The organism is Streptomyces sp. TRM49041 (assembly GCF_008271805.1).
Lineage (GTDB): Bacteria > Actinomycetota > Actinomycetes > Streptomycetales > Streptomycetaceae > Streptomyces.
The window spans coordinates 87,286-110,600 of sequence record NZ_VSRY01000123.1; the positions used below are offsets into that span (position 1 = coordinate 87,286).

The window sequence follows — 23,315 nt, forward strand, 5'->3', positions numbered from 1 at the left end:
GCGGGTCACATCATGCGCGCGGACCGGACACGGCTTCCCGGGCGGCGCGCAGGGATTCGCGCAGGGAGCCCATCGTGGCGAGTACGGCCGTCGGTTCGTATCCGCAGTGGGCCATGCAGTTGGCGCAGCGCGGGTCCTTGCCGCGGCCGTACTTGTCCCAGTCGGTCTCCTCCACGAGTTCCCGGTACGTCGGGACGTAGCCGTCGCTCATCAGATAGCAGGGCCGCTGCCAGCCGAAAAGGGAGTAGTTGGGAATGGCCCACGCGGTGCACGCGAAGTCGGCCCTGCCCTCCAGGAAGTCGAGGAAGAGCGGCGAGTGGTTGAGCCGCCACCGCCGCCGGTTGCCGCCCGCGAATGCCTTCCTGAAGAGTTCCCGGGTCTGTTCGACGCCCAGGAAGTGCTCCTGGTCGGGCGCTTTCTCGTAGGCGTAGGCGGGCGAGATCATCATTTCGTCGACCTTGAGGTCGTCGTTGAGGTAGTCGAGCACCTCGATGACCGTCTGCGGCGTGTCGGTGTTGAAGAACGTGGAGTTGGTGGTGACGCGGAATCCGCGCCGCTTGGCCTCCTTGATGGCTTCGACGGCCTCGTCGAACACGCCTTCCTTGGCGACGGATTCGTCGTGGCGTTCCCGCAGTCCGTCGATGTGCACGGCGAAAGCGAAATAGGGCGACGGTGTGAAGTCCTCGATCTTCTTACGGAGCAGCAGCGCGTTCGTGCAGAGGAATACGTACTTCCGCTTGGCCACGAGCTGTCGCACGATCTCGTGGATCTGCGGGTGCATCAGGGGCTCGCCGCCGGCGATGGAGACCATCGGCGCCCCGGACTCCACGACCGCGCCGACGGCCTGCGCGACGGGCATGCGCTGCTTCAGGACTCCGGCCGGGTGCTGGATCTTCCCGCAGCCCTCGCATTTCAGGTTGCACGCGAAGAGCGGCTCCAATTCGACGATGAGGGGAAACTTCTCGCGCCTGCGGATCCTCTGACCGAGCAGATAGGTCCCGACCCGGACGGTCTGACGGAGCGGCATGGCCATCTGGCTCACCTCCTGGGGAGCAGCAAAGAACGGTGCCATTCATGGAATGCGGGGAGTACGGCACGGAGAACACGGAAAGCCGATATTCCACCGCGTACCGTTCCGATGCGGACCAGTTCGTGCTCCGGGGCGTCCACGACCACCCGGACGGCGGCAACCGGGCGGGGGCCCACGGCCAGTGCGGAGTGCAGCGTGGCGGCGGACTCCATGTCCACGGCGAGCGCGCCCGTGGCGCGGAGCGCGACGCGTTCCTGGCCGCGTACGACATGCTCGGAGCCGGTCAGCGGCCCGGTGTGGACCGTACGCCCCGGCACGGTCCGGGCCAGGGCCGCCACGAGCGCTCCGGTGGCCGTACAGGGGGTGGCTCCGTCCGGGCCGCGAGTCTCGTCGGCGACGACCAGGTCGCCCGGGTGCATGCCCGGGGCGAGCCCGGCGCAGAAGCCGGAGGCGATGACGGCGGCGCCCCGCAGCGGCCCGTCCCGCAGCGCGTCGGCCACGGCGCGGCGGGCGTGCGCGGGCCCCATGCCGGTGCGCAGCACGGTCAGGGTGCCGGTCCCGTCGGCACCGCCCCCACCCGCGCCGCCCCGGCCGCTGCGCAGAGCCAGTTGTTCGATGCCGAGCGCGCAGGCGATCAGCAGCGGCGCCGGAGGGGGCGCCGGGGTGCGCGGGGAGCCGGCCGGCTCCGGTTCGGCTGCCATTCAGCGCTCCTTGCCGAAGGAGGGTTCCCCGTGGACGTACCGGCCCAGCGCGGTGAGCGGGAAGACCTGCCGGTACAGGTGGTAGTTGATGGAGAAGTCCCAGGGGAAGCCGGTGCCGGTGAAGTACGGCTCGTCCCAGGAGCCGTCCGCCCGCTGTGTCTCCGCCAGCCATGTCACACCGCGCGCCACAGCGGCGGAGTCCCGCTCGCCCGCCGCGAGCAGCGCGAGCAGCGCCCAGCCGGTCTGGGAGGCGGTGGAGGCGCCCCGGCCGATCCACTTCTCGTCGCGGTACGAGCGGAGGTCCTCGCCCCAGCCCCCGTCGTCGTTCTGCACGGACTCCAGCCAGGCGACGGCGCGCCGGATCGCCGGGTGCGCGACGGACAGCCCCGCCGCGGTGAGCGCCGGCACCACCGACCCCGTGCCGTACACGTGGTTGACGCCCCAGCGCCCGAACCAGGCGCCGCTCGGCTCCTGTTCGGCGAGCAGCCAGGCGATGCCGCGGCGCGTACGGGGGTCGTGGGCACGGCCCTCGTGGGCGAGCATCTCCACCACATGGGCGGTGACGTCGGCGGACGGCGGGTCGATGACCTCGCCGAAGTCGCAGAACGGCAGCAGGTTGGGGAACGGGCTGGCGTTGTCGGCGTCGAAGGCTCCCCAGCCGCCGTCACGGGACTGCATGCCCATGGTCCAGCGGGCACCGCGCTCGATCGCCGCGTCGACCCGCTCCGGGTCGGGGTGGCGCACCCGGCGCAGGGCGAGGATGACCTCGGCGGTGTCGTCGATATCGGGGTAGTTGTCGTTGTGGAACTCGAACGCCCAGCCGCCGGGCACGAGTTGCGGCCTGCGCACGGCCCAGTCGCCGGACCGTACGATCTGCTCGGCCAGTATCCAGTCGGCGGCCTTGACGAGGGCGGGGTGGTCCGGGGGCAGGCCGGCGTCCGCGAGGGCGATGGTGGCGAGGCAGGTGTCCCAGACGGGTGACTGGCACGCCTCGATCATGCGGGCGCCGTCCTCCCGCCGGACCGCGAACCGGTCCAGGGACTCCAGGCCGGCGCGCATCACGGGGTGGCCGAGATCGTAGCCGAGGAGGCGGAGGGCGATCAGGGAGTAGACGGCCGGGGGCTGGATGCCGCCCCAGCAGCCGTCGTTCTCCTGGCGCTCGATGATCCAGCGGGCGGCTGTGTTCACCGCGGCGCGGCGCAGGCCGCGGGGGGCGACGCGGCGGTAGCGGTGCAGGGCCTTGTCGAGCCGCTGGAACAGCCCCTCCCAGGTGGCCGCCGGGGAGAGGGGGCGCGGCGGGTTCGGGCGGCGGGGGTCGGTGTGCAGCTCGTCCAGCGCGAAGGGCGCGGGCCGCACGGGCCGTTTGGCGGAGACGATGGTGAGCGGCACGATCGTCTGCCGGGCCCACTGCCCGAAGTCGTAGATGTTCAGCGGGAACCAGGGCGGCAGATAGATCAGCTCGGGTGGCAGTTCGGGCAGGTCGTCCCACTTCCACCAGCCGAACAGGGCCAGCCAGATACGGGTGAAGACGCGGGCCGCCGCGATGCCGCCCCGCTCCCGGATCCAGACGGCGGCGCCGGCCATGTGCGGCGCGTCGGGCGGGTCCCCGGCCAGCCGGAGGGCTACATACGCCTCGACGGTGGCGGAGAGTTCTCCGGGCCCGCCGTAGAAGGTGGCCCAGGTGCCGTCGTCGCGCTGTTCACCTCGGATGAAGCGGGCGGCGGCCTCCGTGGTGGCGTCGTCGCGGATGCCGAGGAACTCGCGCAGGAGGAGGTCCTCGGCGTCCATGGTGACGTTGGTCTCCAGGTCGCCCTTCCACCAGCCCTCGGCGTCCTGCCGGCCGAGCAGATGCTCGACGGAGCGCCTCGTGGCGGTCTCGGCGGCGGCGCGGACGCCGTCCGCGGCGGGTGGGCCGTGGTCCGTCCCGGTCGCCGTGGCAGCCCGCGGGCCCACGGCCCCGGCGCTTCCGTCGGTCGTCGCTGTCATGGCTTCCCCTTCGTGCAGTGGACGTGCTGCTGCTACGGGTCTGCCGTCGGCCGGTGCCGTACGGAGTGCGTACGGCACCGGCCGGCGACCGCGAGGTCATATGCGCGGGAACGTGCTCCTGGACCTGGTGGTGGTGCAGGTCGCGGACGTGGTCCTGATCGTGATCATCTCTTCCGTACGACGACGAAGTCGGCGAGCGCGGTGAGCTGCGCCCGCACCCGGGCCGGCATGTCGACTCGGTCCAGCGCCTCGATGGCGACGGTGTGCTGGCGGCGGGCCTCCTCGGCGGTCCAGCCGCGTCCGCCGGCCTCCTCGATGAGGGCGGCGCGCGCGGCGAACTCCTCCTCCGAGAAGGACTCGAAGTCCTGGCTCTTGGCGTCGGCCGTGAGCAGCTCGCCCAGCCGCTCGGAGGCCGGGCCGCCCGCCGCGAGGGCGGCGACGACCGGCAGGGACTTCTTGCGCTGGCGCAGGTCGCTCCAGGTCTGCTTGCCGGTGGCCTCGGGGTCGCCCCAGATGCCGAGCAGGTCGTCGACGGCCTGGAACGCCAGCCCGAGGTGGTAGCCGTACGCCTCCAGGGCGTCGGCGGTGCGGTCGTCGGCGCCGCCGAGCACGGCGCCGATGGACGCCGAGCAGGCGAGCAGCGCGCCGGTCTTGTTGCCCTCCATCTCCAGGCACTCCTCGACGGTGACCCGCTCGCGGTGCTCGTAGGAGATGTCCTGGGCCTGCCCGTCGATCAGCTTGCGGGTGGCGAGGGTGAGACGGCGGGTGGCACGGCCGGCCTCGACGGTGCCGAGTTCCAGCAGCAGCTCGTTGGCCAGGGCGAACAGCGCGTCACCGACGAGGATCGCCTGGGCGGGACCGTGCACCTTCCACACCGTGTCGCGGTGGCGGCGCTGCTCGTCGCCGTCCATGAGGTCGTCGTGCAGCAGTGAGAAGTTGTGCACGAGCTCCACGGCCACGGCTCCGGGGACGCCGGTCTCCGGCGCGGCGCCCGCCGCCTCCGCGGACAGCAGCGCGAGCGCGGGGCGTACGGCCTTGCCGCCGTCCCCGTCGGCGGGCCGCCCGTGGGCGTCGATCCAGCCGAAGTGGTAGGCGGCGACGGTGTCCATGGGCTTCGCGAGCCGGTCCACGGCCGCGCGCAGAACGGGGGTGGACAGGGCCCGCCCGCGGTCCAGCAGCGCGGCGACCTCCGCGGCGTCGACGGCGGGGTTCGCCGGGGGCACAGTCGGCACGGTCTCTCCTCTTGTTCCAGTACTCGGTCTCATGCCGCCTCCTCGAGCGGATGTACGTGGGGGCGGCCGAGGGCCGACAGGGCGGCGGACGCGGCGGTGAAGCCGCTGCGCACCGCTCCCTCCATGGTGGCGGGCCAGCCGGTGGCGGTCCACGCGCCGGCGAGGTACAGGCCGGGCGCACGGGTGTGGGTTCCGGGGCGGAACCGTCCGACACCGGGCGCCGGGGCGAACGTCGCCGTCCGCTCCCGGGTCACGAAGAAGTCCCGCACGCGGGCGTGCCGGACGGGTGGCAGGAGCCGCTCCAGCTCGGGCAGGTAGCGGGCGCGGAGCTCGGCCACGGGGGCGTCGATCTCGTCCTCGGCGGCGGACTGCGACAGCGCCAGGTACTGGCCGCCGCCCTGGAGGCCGGAGGCGTCGGTGCGGTCGAAGACCCACTGGACGGGTGAGCCGAGCGCGGCGAAGAAGGGGCGCCGCAGGACCGGGCGGTCGTACAGGACATGGATGTTGAGGATGGGCGCGGTGCCGATCCTCAGCAGGTCGCCGGGGGCGTCGAGGGCGCCGGGCGGGAGGAGGTCGTGGGTCTCGCGCTGGGGCACGGCGAGCACGACGGTGTCCGCCTCCTGGGTGTCGCCGGGCACGTCGACGACCCAGCGGCCGCCGTCGGCGGGGGTGATGGCCGTCGCCTTGGTGCGGACGGCGACCCGCACACCACGGGCGTCGAGGGCCTTGCGGGCGAGCGTGTCGTGGAGATGGCCGAGGGGGACGCGGGCCCAGCCGATGTCGGCGGCGCCGGGCGCGGAGAGGAGGCCGGTCTTGAAGACCATCGCGGCGAGGCCGAGGGAGGAGTGCGGCGCGGTGGCGTTGAGCGTGGCGACGCCGACGAGGTCCCACAGCGCCTCGACGGCGCGGCGCGACTGGCCGTGCCGCGCCAGCCAGGAGGCGAAGTCGACGCGGTCGAGGGCGGGGTCGTCCAGGTCGAGGCCCTGGAGAGCGAGGGCGGCACGCCCGACGCTCGCGCGCTCGGCGAGGGACAGGTGCGGGTACGTGGCGAGGCTCGCGGCCAGGTGCAGCGGTACGGGCAGGGCGGTGCGGCGCAGCCGTCCCAGGCGGCGGCCCGGCGGCCGGGCGGCGTCCAGCACGGGCACGTCGAGCCGGTCCTGGAGCGGTGCGAGTCCGGCGCCGCCGACCTGGTCGAGGAACCATCGGTACGCGGTGCAGCAGCGCAGGTACACGTGCTGGCCGTTGTCGACGGTGAGTCCGCCGCGTCGGAAGGAGAACGCCAGCCCGCCCAGTCTGGGCCGTCCCTCCAGCACCGTGACCCGCACCCCGGCGTCGGCGAGCCGCAGTGCGGCGGTGACCCCGGCGAGCCCGCCCCCGACGACCACGGCACTCTGCCTGCTCATGCGACGGCCTCCTGCCCCGGTGCGCGGCGCGCCGGTCGTGGCACCGACCGGTCGTGCCCGCGCTCGCGGGGCCGGGGTGAGGAGAGGGGCGCGACGTAACGGCGCGGCGCGGTGCGGTGGTTGCGAGGGGTCCCGGGGAGCGGGGTCACGGGCGGGTCCTCTCGGTGCGGCGGGAGACGGTGCGGGCGTCGAGGCCGGAGAGGCCGCGCACGGCGACGTACGCCTTCTCGCGGCCCGGCAGGGAGACGCGGCCGCGCAGCACGGCCTCGGGGTCGCGTTCGATGCGGTCGAGGAGGCGGCGGTAGATGCCGGCCATCGCGGCGACACATGCGCCGCTGCGCCGGTCCAGCATGGGCAGCAGCCGGTAGCCGTCGGCGAACAGGGCGCGGGCGCGCCGTACTTCGTGGTGGACTAGACCGGCGAAGTCGGAGCCCTGGGGCGGGGTCGCGGTACGGAAGCCGTCGGCGCAGCCGAACTTGGCCAGCTCGTCCGCCGGGAGGTATGTACGTCCGTTGGCGGCGTCCTCGCGAAGGTCCCTGAGGATGTTGGTGAGTTGGAGCGCGAGCCCCAGCGTGTCGGCGTACTCCGCGGCACGTGCGGCGTCGCGCGCGCCGGGGGCCGTACCGAACACGCCGAGCGAGAGCCGTCCGATGGCACCGGCGACGCAGCGGCAGTAGACCTCGAGGTCGTCCCAGGTCTCGTACGTCTCACCGCGGACGTCCATCAGGACGCCGTCGATGAGCTCGTCGAAGCCGTCCAGCGGCAGCGGGAAACGGCGGGCCGAGTCGGCGAGCGCGACGGCCACCGGGTCGGTGTCGTCGTCGGCGACGGCGCCCCGCCGGATCCGGTCCAGCACGTCGCGGGTGGCTTCGAGGCGGCTCTGCTTGGTCGCGGGGCCGAGCGTGCCGTCGCCGATGTCGTCGACGCGGCGCGAGAAGGCGTAGAGCGCCGACATCGCCTGCCGCTTCTCGGTCGGCAGAAGCCGGATGCCGTAGGCGAAGTTCCGCGCCTGCTGGACCGTGACGGCCTCGCAGTAGCTGTACGCGGCCTGGACCGGCGGGGGCATCTCCGTCGTGATCTCCACGGTCCCGTTCACCCCTCTCTACGCGCTGTTCGCAAGACCGCTCCCGCCTGCCGGAGCAGACGGAGCTTCGTGGGCCTTGGCGGTCCGGGGAGTACGTCGTGCCGGGTGGCCTTGACGGCGTCGAGGGCCGCGTGTCCCCCGGCGACGAAACCGGCGAGGAGCAGCCGGAGCCTGCCGTGGACACTACCCACAAGCGGGGTCCCTTCCTTCAGGAGCTCGCGGGCGCGTTCCGCCTCGTACGCGACCAGGGCGCGCACCGACGCGCCCGCGGTGGGGCGTGCCAGGTCGGCCTCGGTGACGTGGAAGCGGACCATGTCGTCGGCGGGCAGGTAGATCCGGTCGCGGCCGAGGTCCTCGGCGACGTCCTGGAGGTGTTCGACGATCTGGAGGGCGGTGCAGACGGCGTCGGAGTGGCGGATTCGCTCGGGGGTCGTGGTGCCGGTGACTGCGAGGACGAGCCGGCCGACGGGGTTGGCGGACAGCTCGCAGTACGCGACGAGTTCGCCGTATGTGCCGTAGCGACGGACGTGCTGGTCCTGCCGGTTCGCCTCGATGAGGGCGAGGAACGGTTCGGGGGTGAGCGCGTGACGGCGCACGGTGGGCAGCAGGGCGCGCAGCAGCGGGTGGGAGGGTGCGGTGGCCGCCCCGCCGAAGGCGCGGCGCAGGTCGGCCTCGAAGGCGTCGAGCAGGGTGAGCGGGTCGGCGTCGGGGTCGGCTCCGAGGTGGCGTGCGTCGGCGCCGCCGGGTGCGAGGTCGCCGTCGCCGATGTCGTCGACCAGGCGGGCGTAGCCGTAGACGGCCATGAGGTCGGCGCGCCAGGCGCGGGGCAGGAAGAAGGGGGCCACGGGGAAGTTCTCGTCCGTGGCCTTGTCCAGGGTCGTACGCGCGCGGGCGTCGGGGCGCGTCTGCCGGACGCCCGTCACTGCGGACTGCCCGGCGCGGGGACGGCGGGACCCCCGGCGAGCTGGAGATTCTCCGTCATTGCCGTCACATCTCCCGTTCTACACTGTGGACCCAATACATCACATTTCGGACACGCCGCCGGTCTGGCGGAGCTACCGCCGCACTTGGCGTGAATCAGAACCGGTACAGCTTACGTCGTACGGCGGCCCGTCCCTCGCAGGGTGCCGCACGCGGCACGGAGTGGGGCCCGGCCGGGTGGTCCGGCAAGGGTCCGCTCCGGTCGCGCGCGGCGTCCGGGCGGGCGGCCGCCGGCTATCTGCCGGTCTCCTTCTCGTACGCCTTGAGGACCTCGTCCGTCGGACCGTCCATCAGGAGTTCGCCCTTCTCCAGCCACAGCACGCGGTCGCAGGTGTCGCGGATCGACTTGTTGCTGTGGCTGACGAGGAAGACCGTGCCGGCCTCCTTGCGGAGTTCCCGGATGCGCTCCTCGGAGCGGATCTGGAACTTGCGGTCGCCGGTGGCCAGCGCCTCGTCGATCATCAGCACGTCGTGGTCCTTGGCGGCGGCGATGGCGAAGCGGAGCCGGGCGCCCATGCCGGAGGAGTAGGTCCGCATGGGGAGGGTGATGAAGTCGCCCTTCTCGTTGATGCCGGAGAAGTCGACGATGTCCTGGTAGCGTGCCCTGATCTCCTCACGGGACATGCCCATGGCGAGGCCCCCGAGGATGACGTTGCGCTCGCCGGTCAGGTCGCCCATGAGCGCCGCGTTGACGCCGAGGAGGGACGGCTGGCCGTCGGTGTAGACCTTGCCCCGCTCGGTGGGCAGCAGCCCGGCGATGGCGCGCAGCAGGGTCGACTTGCCGGAGCCGTTGGTGCCGATCAGGCCGATGGCCTCACCGCGGTACGCGGTGAAGGAGACGCCGCGTACCGCGTGGACCTTGCGGACGCCGCGCGCCTCGCCCTTGTCGCGGCGGAGGATACGGCTGAGCGCCGCCGTGGCGCTGCCTCTGCCGGACGTTCCGGCGCCGTTGACGCGGTAGACGATGTGCACGTCGTCGGCGATGACGGTGGGGATCCGCGGCCCCGGGGGGCGCGCGTCGATGAAGTCGTCAGCCACGGCCGTAGCGCTCCTCAGCCTTCCAGAAGTACACGAACCCGGCGACCCCGACGACGACCGCCCACAGAAGCCCGGCGAGCCAGACGTGGTCGGGGAGGTTGTCGGAGGTGTACCCCTTGATCAGGGCGAAGCGGACGAGGTCCATGTAGACGGCCGCCGGGTTGTACATCAGGACGTCGGCGATCCAGGCCGGCTTGTCCTTCAGCATGATCGGGATGGAGAACATGACACCCGACGCGTACATCCACGTCCGCATGACGAAGGGCATCAGCTGGGCGAGGTCCGGGGTCTTGCTGCCGAGCCTGGCCATGATCATGGCCAGGCCGGTGTTGAACATGAACTGGAGCGCCAGCGCGGGCACGATCAGCAGCCAGGAGAGCGACGGGTAGCTGCCGAACGCAGACGCGATGACGAACAGGACGATCATCGAGTACATCAGCTGCTGAAGCTGCTGGAGCGCCAGTGAGATGGGCAGCGCGGCGCGCGGGAAGTGCAGGGCCCGCACCAGGCCCAGGTTCCCGGAGATGGACTTCACGCCGGACATCACGGACGTCTGCGTGAACATGAACACGAAGACACCCGTGACCAGGAACGGGATGTAGACCTTCTTGTCCATTCCACGACTGGCGTTCAGGATCAGCGCGAAGATCAGGAAGTACACCGCGGCGTTCAGCAGCGGGGTGGCCACCTGCCACAGCTGGCCGAGCTTGGCCTGGCTGTACTGGGCCGTGAGCTTCGCCCGGGAGAACGTCAGGATGAAGTGACGCCGTCCCCACAGCTGCCGGACGTACTCCGCCAGGCCCGGCCGGGCCCCGCTCACCGAGAGGCCGTACTTGGCGGCCAGTTCCGCCGGAGTCAGGGCGTCGTCGGGAGAGGGCGGGACACTCACGGCGACCACTCGGTCGTGGGTTGTCTCACTCACAGGTCGAAACTTTCGTGTTCACGATGCGGGGGGGGCGGTGGGGTGCGGCGCGTCCCCGGGACAGGGTGGCGGCCTCGCCCCGGGGACACGGTGCTGTCGGGTCCGAGCTTGTCAGATGACGGGAGGGCGGCCCAGCCTTGTGAGTCGCCACACGGTACGCCACCTCATGGGCCGCCGGGGCCCGCACGGCGTCGTCCAGCCCTCCTTGAAACCCCCGAACCACGCCTTCAGCGCGGCCCCCGTCGGGCGCCTCAGCAGGGTCAGCATCAGCCACACCCCGACGTACACGGGGATCAGTGGCGCGGGCAGGTTGCGGCGCGCCAGCCAGACCCGGTTCCGCGCGACCATCCGGTGGTAGACGGCATGCCGGGACGGGGCGGTCGTCGGGTGGTGGAGCACCATGTCGGCCCGGTAGTCGATCATCCAGCCGGCGTCCAGGGCCCGCCACGCGAGGTCGGTCTCCTCGTGCGCGTAGAAGAACTCGCCCGGCAGCGGGCCGACCTCGGCGATGACCTTGGTGCGGACGGCGCTGGCGCCGCCGAGGAAGGTCGTGACGCGCGAGGACCGCATCGGGTCGGAGGCCCGCAGCCGGGGCACGTGCCGCCGCTGGGTGACCCCGGTGTCCGGGTCGGCGATGCGGAAGCTGAGGATGCCGAGTTCCGGGTCGTCGGTGAACGCCCGGCGGACGAGTTCGGCGGTGTCCTTGCCGGGCAGCCGTCCGTCGTCGTCGAGGAAGAGCAGGGCGTCGACATCGGTGCCGTCCCGGCCGAACGCCTCGATGCCGGCGTTGCGGCCGCCGGGGATGCCGAGGTTCTCGGGCAGTTCGACGGTGCGCACCCAGCCGGGGACGCCGGTCACGGGGGCGCCGTTGCCGACGACGACCACCTCGACGGGCTCGCCCTCCTGCCGGGCGACCGACTCGATGAGGGCGGCCAGGTCGTCGGGGCGGTCGCCCATGGTGATGATGACGGCACCGAGCTTCATACGGTCGCTCACCTCAGCCTGCTCGACGCGAGGATCGACACCAGGTGCAGCAGGGTCTGCACGAGGGCGATGCCCGCGAGGACGGCGACGCCCAGGCGGGTGAAGAAGAGGTCGCCCCGGAACGTGTCCAGGACCGCGGCGAACAGGATGACCAGCGATGCCTCTATGCCCAGGACGAGTCGGTGGAACTTCAGCGCCGCGGCCGCCTTGCGGGCCAGCGCCAGGCCGGACGAGCGCGGCTCCGACGCCGCCTCCTTGACCGGCGGCAGGCCGCCCTGGTGCCGGGCGACGGCGACGAGGTCGGTCTCGGCCTTGATCAGGATGGCACCGAGCGCGGCGAGCGTGCCCAGGAATGCCCACAGCCAGTCGATGCGCCCGCTGCCCCACAGATCGGCGGCGCGCAGGCCGAATCCGACCAGCACGGCCGCGTCGCACAGATAGGCGCCGACACGGTCCAGGTACACCCCGCCGAGTGAGAACTGCTTCTTCCAGCGGGCGACCTCGCCGTCGACGCAGTCGAGCAGCAGGTAGAGCTGCACCATGAGCACGCCGAGCAGCGCCCCGGGGATCCCCGGAACAAGGAGGGCCGGGGCGGCGAGGACGCCGGCGACGGTCATGACGTACGTCAGCTGGTTCGGTGTGACGCGCGTGTTCACCAGGTGCCGGGTCAGGCGCAGCGAGATCTCACGCATGTAGAGGCGGCCGCCCCAGTGCTCGCCGCTGCGCCGGTCCTTCACACCCGGGGGGTGGACTACGGGGCGGAGCTCAGCTACCGATGGTTTTTGCATAGTCGGCGTACGCGTCCCTGATCTGGTCGGTGGACAGGTCGAGATGTTCCAGGATCGTGAAGCGCCCGGGCCGGGTCTGCGGCGCGTACGCCACGGTCTCGGCGAACTCGTCGGCGGTGAACCCGATCTCCTCGGGCAGCACCGGCAGCCCGTGCCGGCGGAGCACCTCGGCGATGAGGCCCGCCTCCTCGCGGGCGCCGCGCAGATGCATCGCGAAGGCCGCGCCGAGCCCGCACTGCTCTCCGTGGAGCGCGCGGCGGGCCGGGTGCAGCAGGTCGAAGGCATGGCTGATCTCGTGGCAGGCGCCGGACGAGGGCCGGCTGTCGCCGCTGATCGACATGGCGATGCCGCCCAGGACGAGCGCCTCGGCGAGGACGACGAGGAACTCGTCGTCGCCGATGCCGCCGGGGTGGCGCAGCACGGACTCCCCGGCGGTGCGGGCCATGGCGGCGGCGAGGCCGTCGACGGTCTCGCCGGTGACCCGGTGGGAGAGCTGCCAGTCGGCGATCGCGGAGATGTTGGAGATCGCCTCGCCGATGCCGGAGCGGACGTACCGCGCCGGCGCCTCCCGGATCACATCGAGGTCGATGACCATGGCGATCGGCGAGGGCACGCCGTAGGAGCCGCGGCCGTTGTCGTTGTCGAGCGTGGAGATGGGCGAGCAGATGCCGTCGTGGGAGAGGTTCGTCGCGACGGCGACCATGGGCAGGCCGACGCGCGCCGCGGCGTATTTCGTCACGTCGATGATCTTGCCGCCGCCGAGCCCGACCACCGCGTCGTAGCGCTCGCCGCGGATGGCGTCGGCGAGGCGTACGGCGGAGTCGATCGTGCCGTCGTCGACCGTGTACCAGTGGGCGTCCGGGAGCAGCGGCGCCAGCTGCTCGCGCAGGGCGCGGCCGGAACCGTTGCTGATGGCCATGGCCAGCTTGCCGGACGCGGAGATCCGCTGGTCGGCGAGGAGGCCGGCCAGCTTGTCCATGGCGCCGCCGCTGATCTCGACGACGACCGGCGAGGGGATCAGCCGGGTCAGTACAGGCACGCGATCTCACGGCCCTTCGTGAGGTCGTCGTGGTTGTCGATCTCCACCCAGCGGACGTCGCCGATGGGCGCCACGTCGATCCGGAAGCCGCGGTGGACAAGCTCCTGGTAGCCGTCCTCGTAGTACAGGTCGGGGTCGCGCTCGAAGGTGGTCCTGAGGGCGTCGGCGAGGTCGGCGGCGGCCGACGGCTCGATGAGGGTGACGCCGATGTACTCGCCGGTGGCGGTGGCCGGGTCCATGAGCTTGGTGATGCGGCGGACGCCGAGGCCGTCCTCGGTGATCACCTTCATCTCCTCGTCGGCGAGGGACTTCACCGTGTCGAGGGCGAGGATGATCTTCTGGTCGCCACCGCGGGCGGCGAGGAGGGTCTGCTCGACGGAGACGGGGTGGACGGTGTCGCCGTTGGCGAGGATGACGCCCTCCTGGAGCACATCACGCGCGCACCACAGGGAGTAGGCGTTGTTCCACTCCTCGGCCTTGTCGTTGTCGACGAGGGTGAGCTTGACCCCGTACTTGGCCTCCAGGGCGGCCTTGCGCTCGTACACCGCCTCCTTGCGGTAGCCCACGACGATCGCGGCCTCGGTGAGGCCGACCTCGGCGAAGTTGCCGAGGGTGAGGTCGAGGACGGTGGTGTCGCCGTCGACGGGCACGAGGGCCTTCGGGAGCGTGTCGGTGTAGGGGCGCAGACGCCGTCCGGCACCGGCTGCCAGTACGAGGCCGATCATGCGGGTTCTCCTTCGTCGTGTACTGCGGGTGCTCCGGAGGACACCCAGAAGCGGATGGACTCCGCGAGCCCCACCAGCGCCACGGCGCCGGCGAGAGCGGTGAGCGCGAGAGCGAAGCCGTCGCCGCCGCCCGTCGCGAGGAGGGCCGCGAGTACCGCCACGAGCAGCGTCCGCCCCTCTTGGCCGCCGAGGGCGCGCACCAGCCAGGCGGGCGGCGCGCCGGTGCCGCCGCGGATGCGGTACACCGTGTCGTAGTGATGGTAGGCGACGGCCGCGACCAGCCCGAACGCCGCGGGGAGCGCCCCGGGGGCCTCGGAGCGGGCGGCGAGAACGAGGACGGTGCAGTACTCGGCGGCGCGGAGGACGGGCGGTACGAGCCAGTCGAGCGAGCCCTTGAGCGGCTGGGCGACGGCGGCCCCGGAGGTGAGGACGTACAGCACGGCGGCCGGTACGACCACGATGCCTATGGGCGCGGCCGCGGCGGCGCCCAGGAGCGCGGCGGCGCCGACGGCCGCGTACAGCGTCCGGCCGCCGATGGGGCGGGCCCACCGTCCCGGTCCCCGGGCCGCCAGCTCGCCGAGCGGCCCGGTGTCGGCGAGGTCCGCGAGGGCCTGGGCGGCGCGGTCGGTCCGGTGCGCCTTGCGGGTCAGGGAGCGCAGAACGCGGCCGGCTGTGGTGTAGCAGGCGGCGAAGGCGCAGCCGACGAGGAGGGCGTAGAAGACGGTACGGGGGGTGGTGACCGCGGTGAGGACCGCGATCATCGCCCAGCGCTCGCCGATCGGCAGGATGATCATGCGGCGCACCCAGACCGTCCAGCCGACGCTGTCGAGCCGGTCGGAGAGGGCGGCGGTGGGGCTTGTGTTGGCGGTGGCGTCGTGGTTGGCCTCGTTGAAGGAGAAGTCCACGACGTGCCGGCAGGTCTGGAGGACCATCGCGCCCAGCGCGAGTGCCCATACATCGTCACTGCCGCCGCCACGAGCGGCGCCCAGGGCGAGGCCCGCGTAGTAGGCGTACTCCTTGACCCGGTCGAACGTGGCGTCGAGCCAGGCGCCGAGCGTGGAGTACTGGAGGGAGTAGCGGGCGAGCTGGCCGTCGGTGCAGTCCAGCACGAAGGAGAAGAGGAGCAGCAGGCCCGCCGCGACGAAGCCGCCCCGGGTCCCGGTGGCCGCGCAGCCCGCCGCGACGAGAGCGGTGAGGAGGGACGCGGTGGTGACCTGGTTGGGGGTGAAGCCCCGGCGGGCGCACCAGCGGGCGAGGTGGCGGGAGTACGGGCTGATGAAGAACGTGGTGAAGAACCCGTCGCGGGACTTCACGGCGGAGCGGAGCCTCACGGCCTCGTCGTCGACGGCCGCGACGGCGTCCCGCGTCTCCTTGCGGGTCTGCGGCTCGACGGGCACGGCGGCGACGAGCGACCCGAGGTCGGGCCGGTGCACGGCGACCCCGTCTGCCTCCAGGGCGGCGGCGAGCACGTCGGGGAGGGGGGCCGGGTCGAGCGGGGCGGCGGTGAGGCCGGTGGCGGTGGCCGGGGCTGCCGGGGTGCCCGGGCCGGCCGTGGCGGGGCCGTCGGGCTCCGCGGAGGCGCCGGGGGCGGTGGTGCTGGGGGCCGTGGGGGCGCCGGGGGCGGTGGTGCCGGTGCCGGTGGCCAGGGAGGCCATGGCCCGGGTCAGCGCCGGGCGGGCGTCCGGCTGGGCCGTGAGGGCGCCCGCGGCCGCCCCGGCGGGGAAGCGCGGGTCGGTCAGGGCGAGGCGCAGGGCGTGCTGGTGGCCGACGAACCGGGGGTCGACGACGGCGACGCGCTCACCGGCCGGGACGGCGGCGAGCAGCGCGGCGGTCTCGCGCGGGTCCGCGGCGGTGCGGACCTCGAAGCCCAGCGACCGCAGATCGCCCTCGAGCGGCGATCCGGGTACCGGAGGACCGGTGAGGATGGCGGTCGACAGACGAACTCACTCCTTGGAGCTGACAGGCTGGGTGCGCGGCGGCTCTGCCCGGATCCGGGCGGCGGCACGTCGGCAGAGGCTATCGGATGAACGGAAGCCGGAGTTCACCGAGGTTTCCGCGTACGGCGACGTCGGCTCCGACGGTGAGATCATCATCGTCGATCATCTCCTCGGGCGACAAACCCCCGGTCATGGGCGCCACGGCCGGGGCGGGCGCGGGACGGTGGCCGTCCCGGGCTCGGCGGACGTCCTGAGGACCGGAGAATCCGCAGGTCAGGGCATATGACAACGGTGTTCAGCATCAGCTTGCACATACCCCCCACCCGTAGTTGACTGACCGCTCAAGGCAGTCACTGACATGATCGGGAGGCGACCTCATGGGGGCCGGGCATCACCACGGACACACGCATGGAGCACCGCCGCCGACCGGTACGGCCGGGGCGGCGCACCGCTGGCGGCTGCGGGTTGCCCTGACCATCACACTGTCCGTGATGGTGGTCGAGATCGTCGGCGGTGTCCTCGCCGACTCCCTCGCGCTGATCGCCGACGCGACACACATGGCCACCGACGCCGTCGGGCTCGGCATGGCGCTGCTGGCCATCCACATGGCCAACCGCCCGCCCACCGTGAACCGCACCTACGGCTACGCCCGCGCCGAGATCCTGGCGGCGCTGGCGAACTGTCTGCTGCTGCTCGGCGCGGGCGGCTACGTCCTCTTCGAGGCGGTCCAGCGGTTCATCACCCCGGCGGAGACGAAGGGCGGGCTCACGATCGTCTTCGCCCTGGTCGGTCTGGTCGCGAACATCGTCTCGCTGTCGCTGCTGATGCGCGGGCAGAAGGAGAGCCTGAACGTGCGCGGCGCCTATCTGGAGGTGCTCGCCGACGCGCTCGGCTCGGTGACGGTGCTGGTGGCCGCGGCGGTCATCCTCACCACCGGATGGCAGGGTGCCGACCCGATCGCGTCCCTGGTGATCGCCGTGATGATCGTGCCGCGTACGGTGAAGCTGCTCCGCGAGACGCTGGAGGTGCTACTGGAGGCGGCGCCCAAGGGCGTGGACATGACGGAGGTGCGGGCCCATCTGCTGGCACTGCCGGGGGTGGAGGACGTACATGATCTGCACGCGTGGACGATCACTTCGGGGATGCCGGTGCTGTCCGCCCACGTCGTGGTGGACGCTAGCGTCCTGGACGGTGCGGGCCACGAGAAGATGCTGCACGACCTCCAGGAGTGTCTGGTCGGCCACTTCGACGTGGAACACTGCACGTTCCAGCTGGAGCCCTTCGGCCACGCGGCGCACGAGGCGGGGTTCTGCCACTGATAGCGGCCCGGCCGCGGGGCGAGCGGCCGGCGGAGGTCGGCGAGGGCAGGCAGAGGTCGGCGGGGGTCGGCGGATGTCGGCGGGGGTCGGTCATCCGGAGTACCGCCTCCGCTGCGGATTCGTACCGGCCACGCGGCGCGGGGTCCGGCCGTCCTCCGAGGCGTACATCGCGGCCCATGACGGCGCTCCCGCCCGGCGGTTGGGGGCAGTTGCCCATGGGCACGATCACCCACCCGCCCGCGTTCGGCGTCCGACCGGACGGCGCGTTCCGCCGCGTACGCGCCCTTGCCGTGTACTGACAAGCGGCTTTTGTACGGCAGACTGAGGATTGCCCCACAGGGCCGAGAACCGATGCGAAGGATGGTTATGCCGACCACACCTGCCACCGCGGCGAACAGCTCCTCGAACGGAGCCGCACCCTCGATCATGCTGGAGCTGGTCGACGAGAACGGCAGCACCATCGGCACCGCCGAGAAGCTCTCCGCGCACCAGGCGCCCGGGCAGTTGCACCGGGCGTTCTCGGTGTTCCTCTTCGACGAGGAGGGGCGGCTGCTGCTGCAGCGCCGGGCGCTGGGGAAGTACCACTCGCCGGGCGTCTGGTCGAACACCTGCTGCGGCCACCCCTATCCGGGTGAGGCGCCGTTCACGGCGGCCGTACGGCGGGTGTTCGAGGAGCTGGGCGTCTCCCCGTCGCTGATGGCCGAGGCGGGCACGGTCCGCTACAACCACCCCGACCCGGCGTCGGGCCTGGTGGAGCAGGAGTACAACCACCTCTTCGTGGGGATGGTGCAGGCTCCGCTGCGGCCGGACCCGGCGGAGGTCGGGGAGACCGCGTTCGTGACGGCGCCGGAGCTGGCCGAGCGGCACGCGTCCGCGCCGTTCTCCGCCTGGTTCATGACCGTCCTGGACGCGGCGCGCCCGGCCATCAAGGAGCTGACGGGGGCGACGGGCGGCTGGTGAGCCCCGCCGTCTCACGGGCCCTGGCACCCGGCGGCCCCTGACCCCTGGAGGCCCCTGACCCCTGGAGGCCCCTGCCCCTGGCGGCTCCCGACCCGGGTGCGACGCCCTCGGCCGTACGCCGTATCCCGTACGCGACCGGGGGCGTCGTCGTCCGGTCACAGGGGCAGCGCGGCCCAGATGATCTTGCCGCCGGACGAAGTGTGCTCGACGTCGCAGGTACCGCCCGCCTCGCGGGTGATCTCGCGGACCAGGAGCAGGCCACGGCCGCCCGTCTGCCCGTAGTCGGTCTCCAGCGCCTTGGGCCGGTAGGGGTGGTTGTCCTCGACGGCCACCCGGATCCACTCGGCGCCGATCGCGACCTCCACCGCCAGCTGCGGGGAGAGCAGGGCCGCGTGCCGTACGGCGTTGGTCACCAGCTCGGAGACGATCAGCAGCAGGCCCTGCACGACGTCGTCGCGGACCGGGACTCCCTGACGGTTCAGCAGGTCACGTACGGCATGCCTGGCCTGCGGAACGGAGGCGTCGACCGCGGCAGCGGTGAAGCGCCAGACCCCTTCGTACGACGGTGGCCGGGCCGGGACGCTTCCGCGGCTCTCCATGGTCCGGCTCCCACCCTCGTGCTCGATTGTCGCCACGGCTCCGAGTGTTGGCTCCCGGACGCCGCACCCGGGCCGGTGACCACAAATGACTTCTTATCGAGGGTTCCTGGTCGCTTCTGAGCGAAGCTCTGACTTCTCCGGCTGTTCGAGACCGGCTTCTGGTGCCTCCGTGTCGTCCGGCGGCGCCATCCGCTCGGAGACCAGCCCGGCGATCCGGCGCCCGCCCACCCCGATCGCGATCAGGCCGACACCGTCGAAGAGCAGCGCCGGCGAGCCTTGCAGCAGCGTCCAGCCGAAGTGCGGGCCGCGCACCACCACGCCTCCCACCAGCCGGAACACCCCGCCGGTCAGGAACATCAGGAACAGCAGCGCGGCGAAGATGGTGAACGCCTCGGCCGACTCCTCCGGGTGGCGGATGACCACGAACCCGGCGGCGATGTTCAGCGCGGCGACCACCACGGCCGGCCAGAAGTAGCTGAACAGCAGCATGGAGGTCAGCGTGGCCGAGCCGGTGCAGAGGAGCCCCGGCGCCCCTTCTTGATCGTACGGTCCGGGCCCCCGGATAGCATCCGGCACATGGAGCAGCCGCAGCTGGAACACCGCGTCACCGACGGGGTCGCGACCGTCGTCATCAGCAACCCGGCCAAGCGGAACGCCATGACGGCGGCCATGTGGCAGGCGCTCCCGGAGGTCCTGGCGGAGCTGGCCGCCGACCCGGGCGTACGGGCGCTGGTCCTGACCGGCGCGGGCGAGACGTTCTGCGCCGGGGCCGACATCTCGACGCTGCGCGAACCGGGTGACCGGCAACAGTCGCTGGCGGTACGGGCGGAGGAGGCACTGGCCGCGTTCCCCAAGCCGACGGTGGCGGCCGTGCGCGGCTACTGCGTGGGCGGCGGCTGCCAGCTGGCGGCGGCCTGCGATCTGCGGTTCGCCGAGGAGGGCGCCCGCTTCGGGGTGACCCCGGCGAAGCTCGGCATCGTCTACCCGGCCTCCTCGACCCGCAGGCTGGTCTCCCTCGTCGGCCCTTCGGCGGCGAAGTACCTGCTCTTCTCCGCGGAGCTGATCGACGACGAGCGGGCGCTGCGCACGGGACTGGTCGACGAGGTGCTGCCGGCCGGGGAGCTGGGTGGACGGGTCGCGGAGTTCGTACGGGTGCTGCTGTCCCGGTCGCTGCTGACCCAGGCCGCCGCGAAGGAGTTCGCCGCCGGCCGCACCGACCGGGACGTGCACTGGGCGGAGGAGGCCCGCAAGAGCGACGACACGGCGGAGGGGATCGCCGCCTTCCTGGAGCGTCGGCACCCGCGGTTCGGCTACCGGGGCTGAATCCGCCCCTGCGCTCCGTACCGACCAGTCGGTAACGTGTGCGGCATGACGATGACGACGACTCTCCCGCCGCGCGCCGTACGCCGCTGCACACACCCGGTCAACCTGTTCCACTCGACCGTCTACTTCTCCCCCGACTACGACCGGGAGCTGGCCGGGACCGGCATCGCGGACTCCCACGCCGCTTACTTCGCCGGCCGGGCCGCCGCCATGGGCGCCGTGGGCCCCGGTGCGGTCACCGGGACCTTCTACAACTTCAACCATGAGCTGATAGCCCGGCACCTGCCGGCCGTGTGGGACACCGCGTCGCCGGCGGATGTACTCGCGGCGCGTCTGCGGGCGGCGGACACCACCGTGCGGCGGCTGCTCGGCGAGGATGTCGCCGCCTCCGACGAGATGGCGGAGGCGGCCGCGCTCGCGCTGCGCGCCACGGAGGCGTGCACCCGGCACGCCCGGCCGCTGTACGCGGCCCACGCCGACCTGCCCGTGCCGGAGGCCCCGCACCTCGCGTACTGGCACGCGGCGACGCTGCTGCGCGAGCACCGGGGCGACGCGCACCTGGCCGCGCTGCTGAACGCCGGCCTCGACCCGCTGGAGGCCGTGGTCAGCCACACGGCGACCGGCACGGGCGTCTCGCCCCGCTGGGTCCTCGCCACCCGGGGCTGGCAGCGGGCCGACTGGGACGCCGCGGTGGAACGGCTCACCCGGCGCGGGCTGCTGGACGACGCGGGCGAGCTGACCGAGGAGGGCGCGGCGCTCCGCGAGGACGTGGAGGACAGGACGGACCGTATGGACGCGGCGCCGTACGAGCACATCGGCACGGCGGGCGTCGCCCGGCTCACCGAACTGGCCAGGGGTTTCCTGGCGAAGGCGGCCGCGGCGGGCGCGTTTCCGACCCGACTCACCGGCCAGGACTGACGGCTTGCCGGGCGGGATGCGACACATCCCGCCCTGAGCAGGCAGAATGCGAGCGCAACCTGGAGGCACGAGAAGGCGGGTCGGGACACACCGTGACGACGTCCATCGAAGGCAGGATCGCCGAGGAACTCGGCGTACGGGAGCGACAGGTCAAGGCGGCCGTCGAGCTGCTGGACGGCGGATCGACCGTGCCGTTCATCGCGCGCTACCGCAAGGAAGCGACCGGGATGCTCGACGACACGCAGCTGCGCACCCTGGAGGAGCGGCTGCGCTACCTGCGGGAGCTGGAGGAGCGGCGCGCCGCGATCCTCGACTCCGTACGGGAGCAGGGCAAGCTGACCGAGGAGCTGGAGGCCCGGCTCCGGGAGGCCGACACCAAGGCCCGCCTGGAGGACATCTATCTCCCGTTCAAACCGAAGCGCCGCACCAAGGCCCAGATCGCCCGCGAGGCCGGGCTGGAGCCGCTGGCCGACGGGCTGCTCGGCGATCCGTCCGTGGAGCCGCTCGCGGCGGCCGCCGCGTTCGTCGACGCGGACAAGGGCGTCGCCGATCCGGCGGCCGCCCTGGAAGGCGCGCGGGCCATTCTCACCGAGCGGTTCTCGGAGGACGCCGACCTGATCGGCGAGCTGCGCGAGCGGATGTGGACGCGGGGCCGTCTGGTGGCGAAGGTGCGGGAGGGCAAGGAGGAGGCGGGCGCCAAGTTCGCCGACTACTTCGACTTCGCGGAGCCGTTCACCGAGCTGCCCTCGCACCGCGTACTGGCGATGCTGCGCGGTGAGAAGGAGGACGTCCTGGAGCTGGTTCTGGAGCCGGAGGAGCCGGTCGAGGGCCCGTCCACGTACGAGGGGTCGGTCGCCCGGCGGTTCGGGATCGAGAACCGGGGTCGGCCCGCCGACAAGTGGCTGGCCGACACCGTCCGCTGGGCGTGGCGCACCAGGATCCTGGTGCATCTCGGTATCGACCTGCGGCTGCGGCTGCGCACGGCGGCCGAGGACGAGGCGGTGCGGGTGTTCGCCGCGAACCTGCGGGACCTGCTGCTCGCCGCCCCGGCCGGGACGCGGGCGACACTGGGGCTCGACCCCGGGTTCCGTACGGGTGTCAAGGTCGCCGTCGTCGACGCGACCGGCAAGGTGGTCGCGACCGACACGATCTACCCGCACGTGCCGCGGAACAAGTGGGACGAGTCGCTGGCGGCGCTGGCGCGGCTGGCGAAGGAGCACGCGGTCGAGCTGGTCGCCATCGGCAACGGCACGGCGTCCCGCGAGACGGACAAGCTCGCCGCCGACCTGATCGCCCGGCACCCCGAGCTGAACCTCACCAAGGTGATGGTGTCGGAGGCGGGCGCGTCGGTGTACTCGGCGTCCGCGTTCGCCTCGCAGGAGCTGCCCGGGCTCGACGTGTCGCTGCGCGGCGCGGTGTCGATCGCGCGGCGGCTCCAGGACCCGCTGGCCGAGCTGGTGAAGATCGACCCGAAGTCGATCGGCGTCGGCCAGTACCAGCACGACCTGTCCGAGTTGAAGCTGTCCCGGTCGCTCGACGCGGTCGTCGAGGACTGTGTGAACGGCGTCGGCGTCGACGTCAACACGGCGTCCGCGCCACTGCTCTCGCGGGTGTCCGGCATCGGTGCCGGGCTCGCGGAGAACATCGTGGCGCACCGGGACTCGAATGGGCCGTTCCGGTCGCGGAGGGCGCTGAAGGACGTGGCGCGGCTGGGCCCGAAGGCTTACGAGCAGTGCGCGGGCTTCCTGCGTATCCGCGGCGGCGACGACCCGCTGGACGCGTCGGCGGTGCACCCGGAGGCGTACCCGGTGGTGCGGCGGATGGTGAAGACGACGGGCGGCGAGGTCGCGTCGCTGATCGGCAACACGGGCGTGCTGCGGTCGCTGCGGCCCGAGACCTTCGTGGACGAGACGTTCGGTCTGCCGACGGTCACGGACATCCTGCGGGAGCTGGAGAAGCCGGGCCGTGACCCGAGGCCCGCGTTCCGTACGGCCACCTTCAAGGAGGGCGTCGAGAAGATCGGCGACCTGGCGGGCGGGATGGTGCTGGAGGGTGTCGTCACCAACGTGGCGGCGTTCGGGGCGTTCGTGGACATCGGCGTCCACCAGGACGGCCTGGTGCATGTGTCGGCGATGTCCCGGACCTTCGTCAAGGACCCGCGGGACGTGGTGAAGCCGGGCGACGTGGTGAAGGTCAAGGTCCTGGACGTCGACGTGCCGCGCAAGCGGATCTCCCTGACGCTGCGCCTGGAGGACGAGGCGGCGGGCCGGCACGCTGCTCCTGGTCACGCACGACCGCCGCATGCTGGACGCGGTCCACGTCACGCGCCGGATCGAGGTCGCGGAC

The 23,315-nt window shown here is 72.4% G+C and carries 22 protein-coding genes and 1 pseudogene; 7 read left to right on the forward strand and 16 right to left on the reverse strand.

Annotated elements, in window-relative coordinates; all coding sequences use genetic code 11:
- Window positions 1–10: 10 nt before the first annotated feature.
- From hpnH to FVS66_RS15070, 14 genes are all read right to left on the reverse strand, one after another.
- Window positions 11–1,033, reverse strand: coding sequence for an adenosyl-hopene transferase HpnH (gene hpnH / locus FVS66_RS15005; RefSeq protein ID WP_187645532.1), 1,023 nt, complete (start codon window positions 1,031–1,033; stop codon window positions 11–13).
- 5 nt (window positions 1,034–1,038) lie between these two features.
- A complete protein-coding gene (locus tag FVS66_RS15010; RefSeq protein WP_149181693.1) occupies window positions 1,039–1,731 on the reverse strand; it encodes a 1-hydroxy-2-methyl-2-butenyl 4-diphosphate reductase in 693 nt (230 codons plus the stop codon).
- Complete coding sequence (gene shc / locus FVS66_RS15015) at window positions 1,732–3,717, reverse strand: squalene--hopene cyclase (protein ID WP_149181694.1); 1,986 nt, start codon at window positions 3,715–3,717, stop codon at window positions 1,732–1,734.
- A gap of 164 nt (window positions 3,718–3,881) precedes the next feature.
- A complete protein-coding gene (locus FVS66_RS15020; protein ID WP_149181695.1) occupies window positions 3,882–4,982 on the reverse strand; it encodes a polyprenyl synthetase family protein in 1,101 nt (366 codons plus the stop codon).
- Window positions 4,979–6,352 (reverse strand): hydroxysqualene dehydroxylase HpnE, encoded by a 1,374-nt coding sequence (hpnE, locus tag FVS66_RS15025; RefSeq protein WP_149181696.1) that lies wholly within the window; start codon window positions 6,350–6,352, stop codon window positions 4,979–4,981. Before hpnE ends, FVS66_RS15020 begins: the two co-directional genes overlap by 4 nt.
- A gap of 145 nt (window positions 6,353–6,497) precedes the next feature.
- Complete coding sequence (gene hpnD / locus FVS66_RS15030; protein ID WP_187645533.1) at window positions 6,498–7,448, reverse strand: presqualene diphosphate synthase HpnD; 951 nt, start codon at window positions 7,446–7,448, stop codon at window positions 6,498–6,500.
- The gene (gene hpnC / locus FVS66_RS15035; protein ID WP_149181697.1) at window positions 7,445–8,359 is read right to left on the reverse strand and encodes a squalene synthase HpnC; all 915 of its coding nucleotides are present in this window, start codon (window positions 8,357–8,359) and stop codon (window positions 7,445–7,447) included. Before hpnC ends, hpnD begins: the two co-directional genes overlap by 4 nt.
- Before the next feature lie 292 nt (window positions 8,360–8,651).
- On the reverse strand, window positions 8,652–9,455 hold the full coding sequence (locus FVS66_RS15040; protein ID WP_262387001.1) for an ABC transporter ATP-binding protein: 804 nt from the start codon (window positions 9,453–9,455) through the stop codon (window positions 8,652–8,654).
- The gene (locus FVS66_RS15045) at window positions 9,448–10,377 is read right to left on the reverse strand and encodes an ABC transporter permease (RefSeq protein WP_149181698.1); all 930 of its coding nucleotides are present in this window, start codon (window positions 10,375–10,377) and stop codon (window positions 9,448–9,450) included. Before FVS66_RS15045 ends, FVS66_RS15040 begins: the two co-directional genes overlap by 8 nt.
- Before the next feature lie 111 nt (window positions 10,378–10,488).
- On the reverse strand, window positions 10,489–11,361 hold the full coding sequence (locus tag FVS66_RS15050) for a glycosyltransferase (RefSeq protein ID WP_149181719.1): 873 nt from the start codon (window positions 11,359–11,361) through the stop codon (window positions 10,489–10,491).
- 8 nt (window positions 11,362–11,369) lie between these two features.
- Complete coding sequence (locus FVS66_RS15055) at window positions 11,370–12,149, reverse strand: CDP-alcohol phosphatidyltransferase family protein (protein WP_149181699.1); 780 nt, start codon at window positions 12,147–12,149, stop codon at window positions 11,370–11,372.
- Window positions 12,127–13,188 carry an iron-containing alcohol dehydrogenase family protein gene (locus tag FVS66_RS15060; RefSeq protein ID WP_149181700.1) on the reverse strand — a complete coding sequence of 354 codons (1,062 nt, stop codon included), beginning with the start codon at window positions 13,186–13,188 and terminating at the stop codon, window positions 12,127–12,129. Before FVS66_RS15060 ends, FVS66_RS15055 begins: the two co-directional genes overlap by 23 nt.
- A complete protein-coding gene (locus FVS66_RS15065) occupies window positions 13,176–13,913 on the reverse strand; it encodes a phosphocholine cytidylyltransferase family protein (RefSeq protein WP_149181701.1) in 738 nt (245 codons plus the stop codon). Before FVS66_RS15065 ends, FVS66_RS15060 begins: the two co-directional genes overlap by 13 nt.
- Window positions 13,910–15,568 (reverse strand): DUF5941 domain-containing protein, encoded by a 1,659-nt coding sequence (locus FVS66_RS15070; protein WP_262387002.1) that lies wholly within the window; start codon window positions 15,566–15,568, stop codon window positions 13,910–13,912. The genes FVS66_RS15065 and FVS66_RS15070 overlap by 4 nt, the downstream gene beginning before the upstream one ends.
- Before the next feature lie 99 nt (window positions 15,569–15,667).
- Between FVS66_RS15070 and FVS66_RS35970 the strand changes: the two genes are divergently transcribed.
- From FVS66_RS35970 to idi, 4 genes are all read left to right on the forward strand, one after another.
- Entirely contained in the window at window positions 15,668–15,940 is a 273-nt protein-coding gene (locus tag FVS66_RS35970) for a hypothetical protein (protein ID WP_262387003.1), read from the forward strand.
- A 287-nt stretch (window positions 15,941–16,227) separates the two neighbouring features.
- The gene (locus FVS66_RS15075; RefSeq protein WP_149181703.1) at window positions 16,228–17,169 is read left to right on the forward strand and encodes a cation diffusion facilitator family transporter; all 942 of its coding nucleotides are present in this window, start codon (window positions 16,228–16,230) and stop codon (window positions 17,167–17,169) included.
- A gap of 176 nt (window positions 17,170–17,345) precedes the next feature.
- Window positions 17,346–17,468 carry a hypothetical protein gene (locus FVS66_RS35975; RefSeq protein ID WP_262387004.1) on the forward strand — a complete coding sequence of 41 codons (123 nt, stop codon included), beginning with the start codon at window positions 17,346–17,348 and terminating at the stop codon, window positions 17,466–17,468.
- 67 nt (window positions 17,469–17,535) lie between these two features.
- The gene (gene idi, locus FVS66_RS15080) at window positions 17,536–18,129 is read left to right on the forward strand and encodes an isopentenyl-diphosphate Delta-isomerase (protein WP_149181704.1); all 594 of its coding nucleotides are present in this window, start codon (window positions 17,536–17,538) and stop codon (window positions 18,127–18,129) included.
- Window positions 18,130–18,284: 155 nt separating this feature from the next.
- Here idi and FVS66_RS15085 read toward each other — a convergent pair whose 3' ends face one another.
- Both FVS66_RS15085 and FVS66_RS15090 read right to left on the reverse strand, forming a co-directional pair.
- Complete coding sequence (locus tag FVS66_RS15085) at window positions 18,285–18,728, reverse strand: ATP-binding protein (protein WP_149181720.1); 444 nt, start codon at window positions 18,726–18,728, stop codon at window positions 18,285–18,287.
- Window positions 18,729–18,821: 93 nt separating this feature from the next.
- Window positions 18,822–19,319 carry a hypothetical protein gene (locus FVS66_RS15090; RefSeq protein WP_399225591.1) on the reverse strand — a complete coding sequence of 166 codons (498 nt, stop codon included), beginning with the start codon at window positions 19,317–19,319 and terminating at the stop codon, window positions 18,822–18,824.
- Between FVS66_RS15090 and FVS66_RS15095 the strand changes: the two genes are divergently transcribed.
- The 3 genes and pseudogenes from FVS66_RS15095 to FVS66_RS15105 form a co-directional block, all read left to right on the forward strand.
- A complete protein-coding gene (locus tag FVS66_RS15095; RefSeq protein ID WP_149181705.1) occupies window positions 19,305–20,051 on the forward strand; it encodes an enoyl-CoA hydratase/isomerase family protein in 747 nt (248 codons plus the stop codon). The two genes, FVS66_RS15090 and FVS66_RS15095, sit on opposite strands and share 15 nt — an antisense overlap.
- A gap of 51 nt (window positions 20,052–20,102) precedes the next feature.
- On the forward strand, window positions 20,103–20,969 hold the full coding sequence (locus tag FVS66_RS15100) for an SCO6745 family protein (RefSeq protein WP_149181721.1): 867 nt from the start codon (window positions 20,103–20,105) through the stop codon (window positions 20,967–20,969).
- Window positions 20,970–21,061: 92 nt separating this feature from the next.
- Window positions 21,062–23,155: pseudogene (locus FVS66_RS15105) on the forward strand (Tex family protein); the annotation flags it as partial.
- Window positions 23,156–23,315 lie beyond the last annotated feature (160 nt).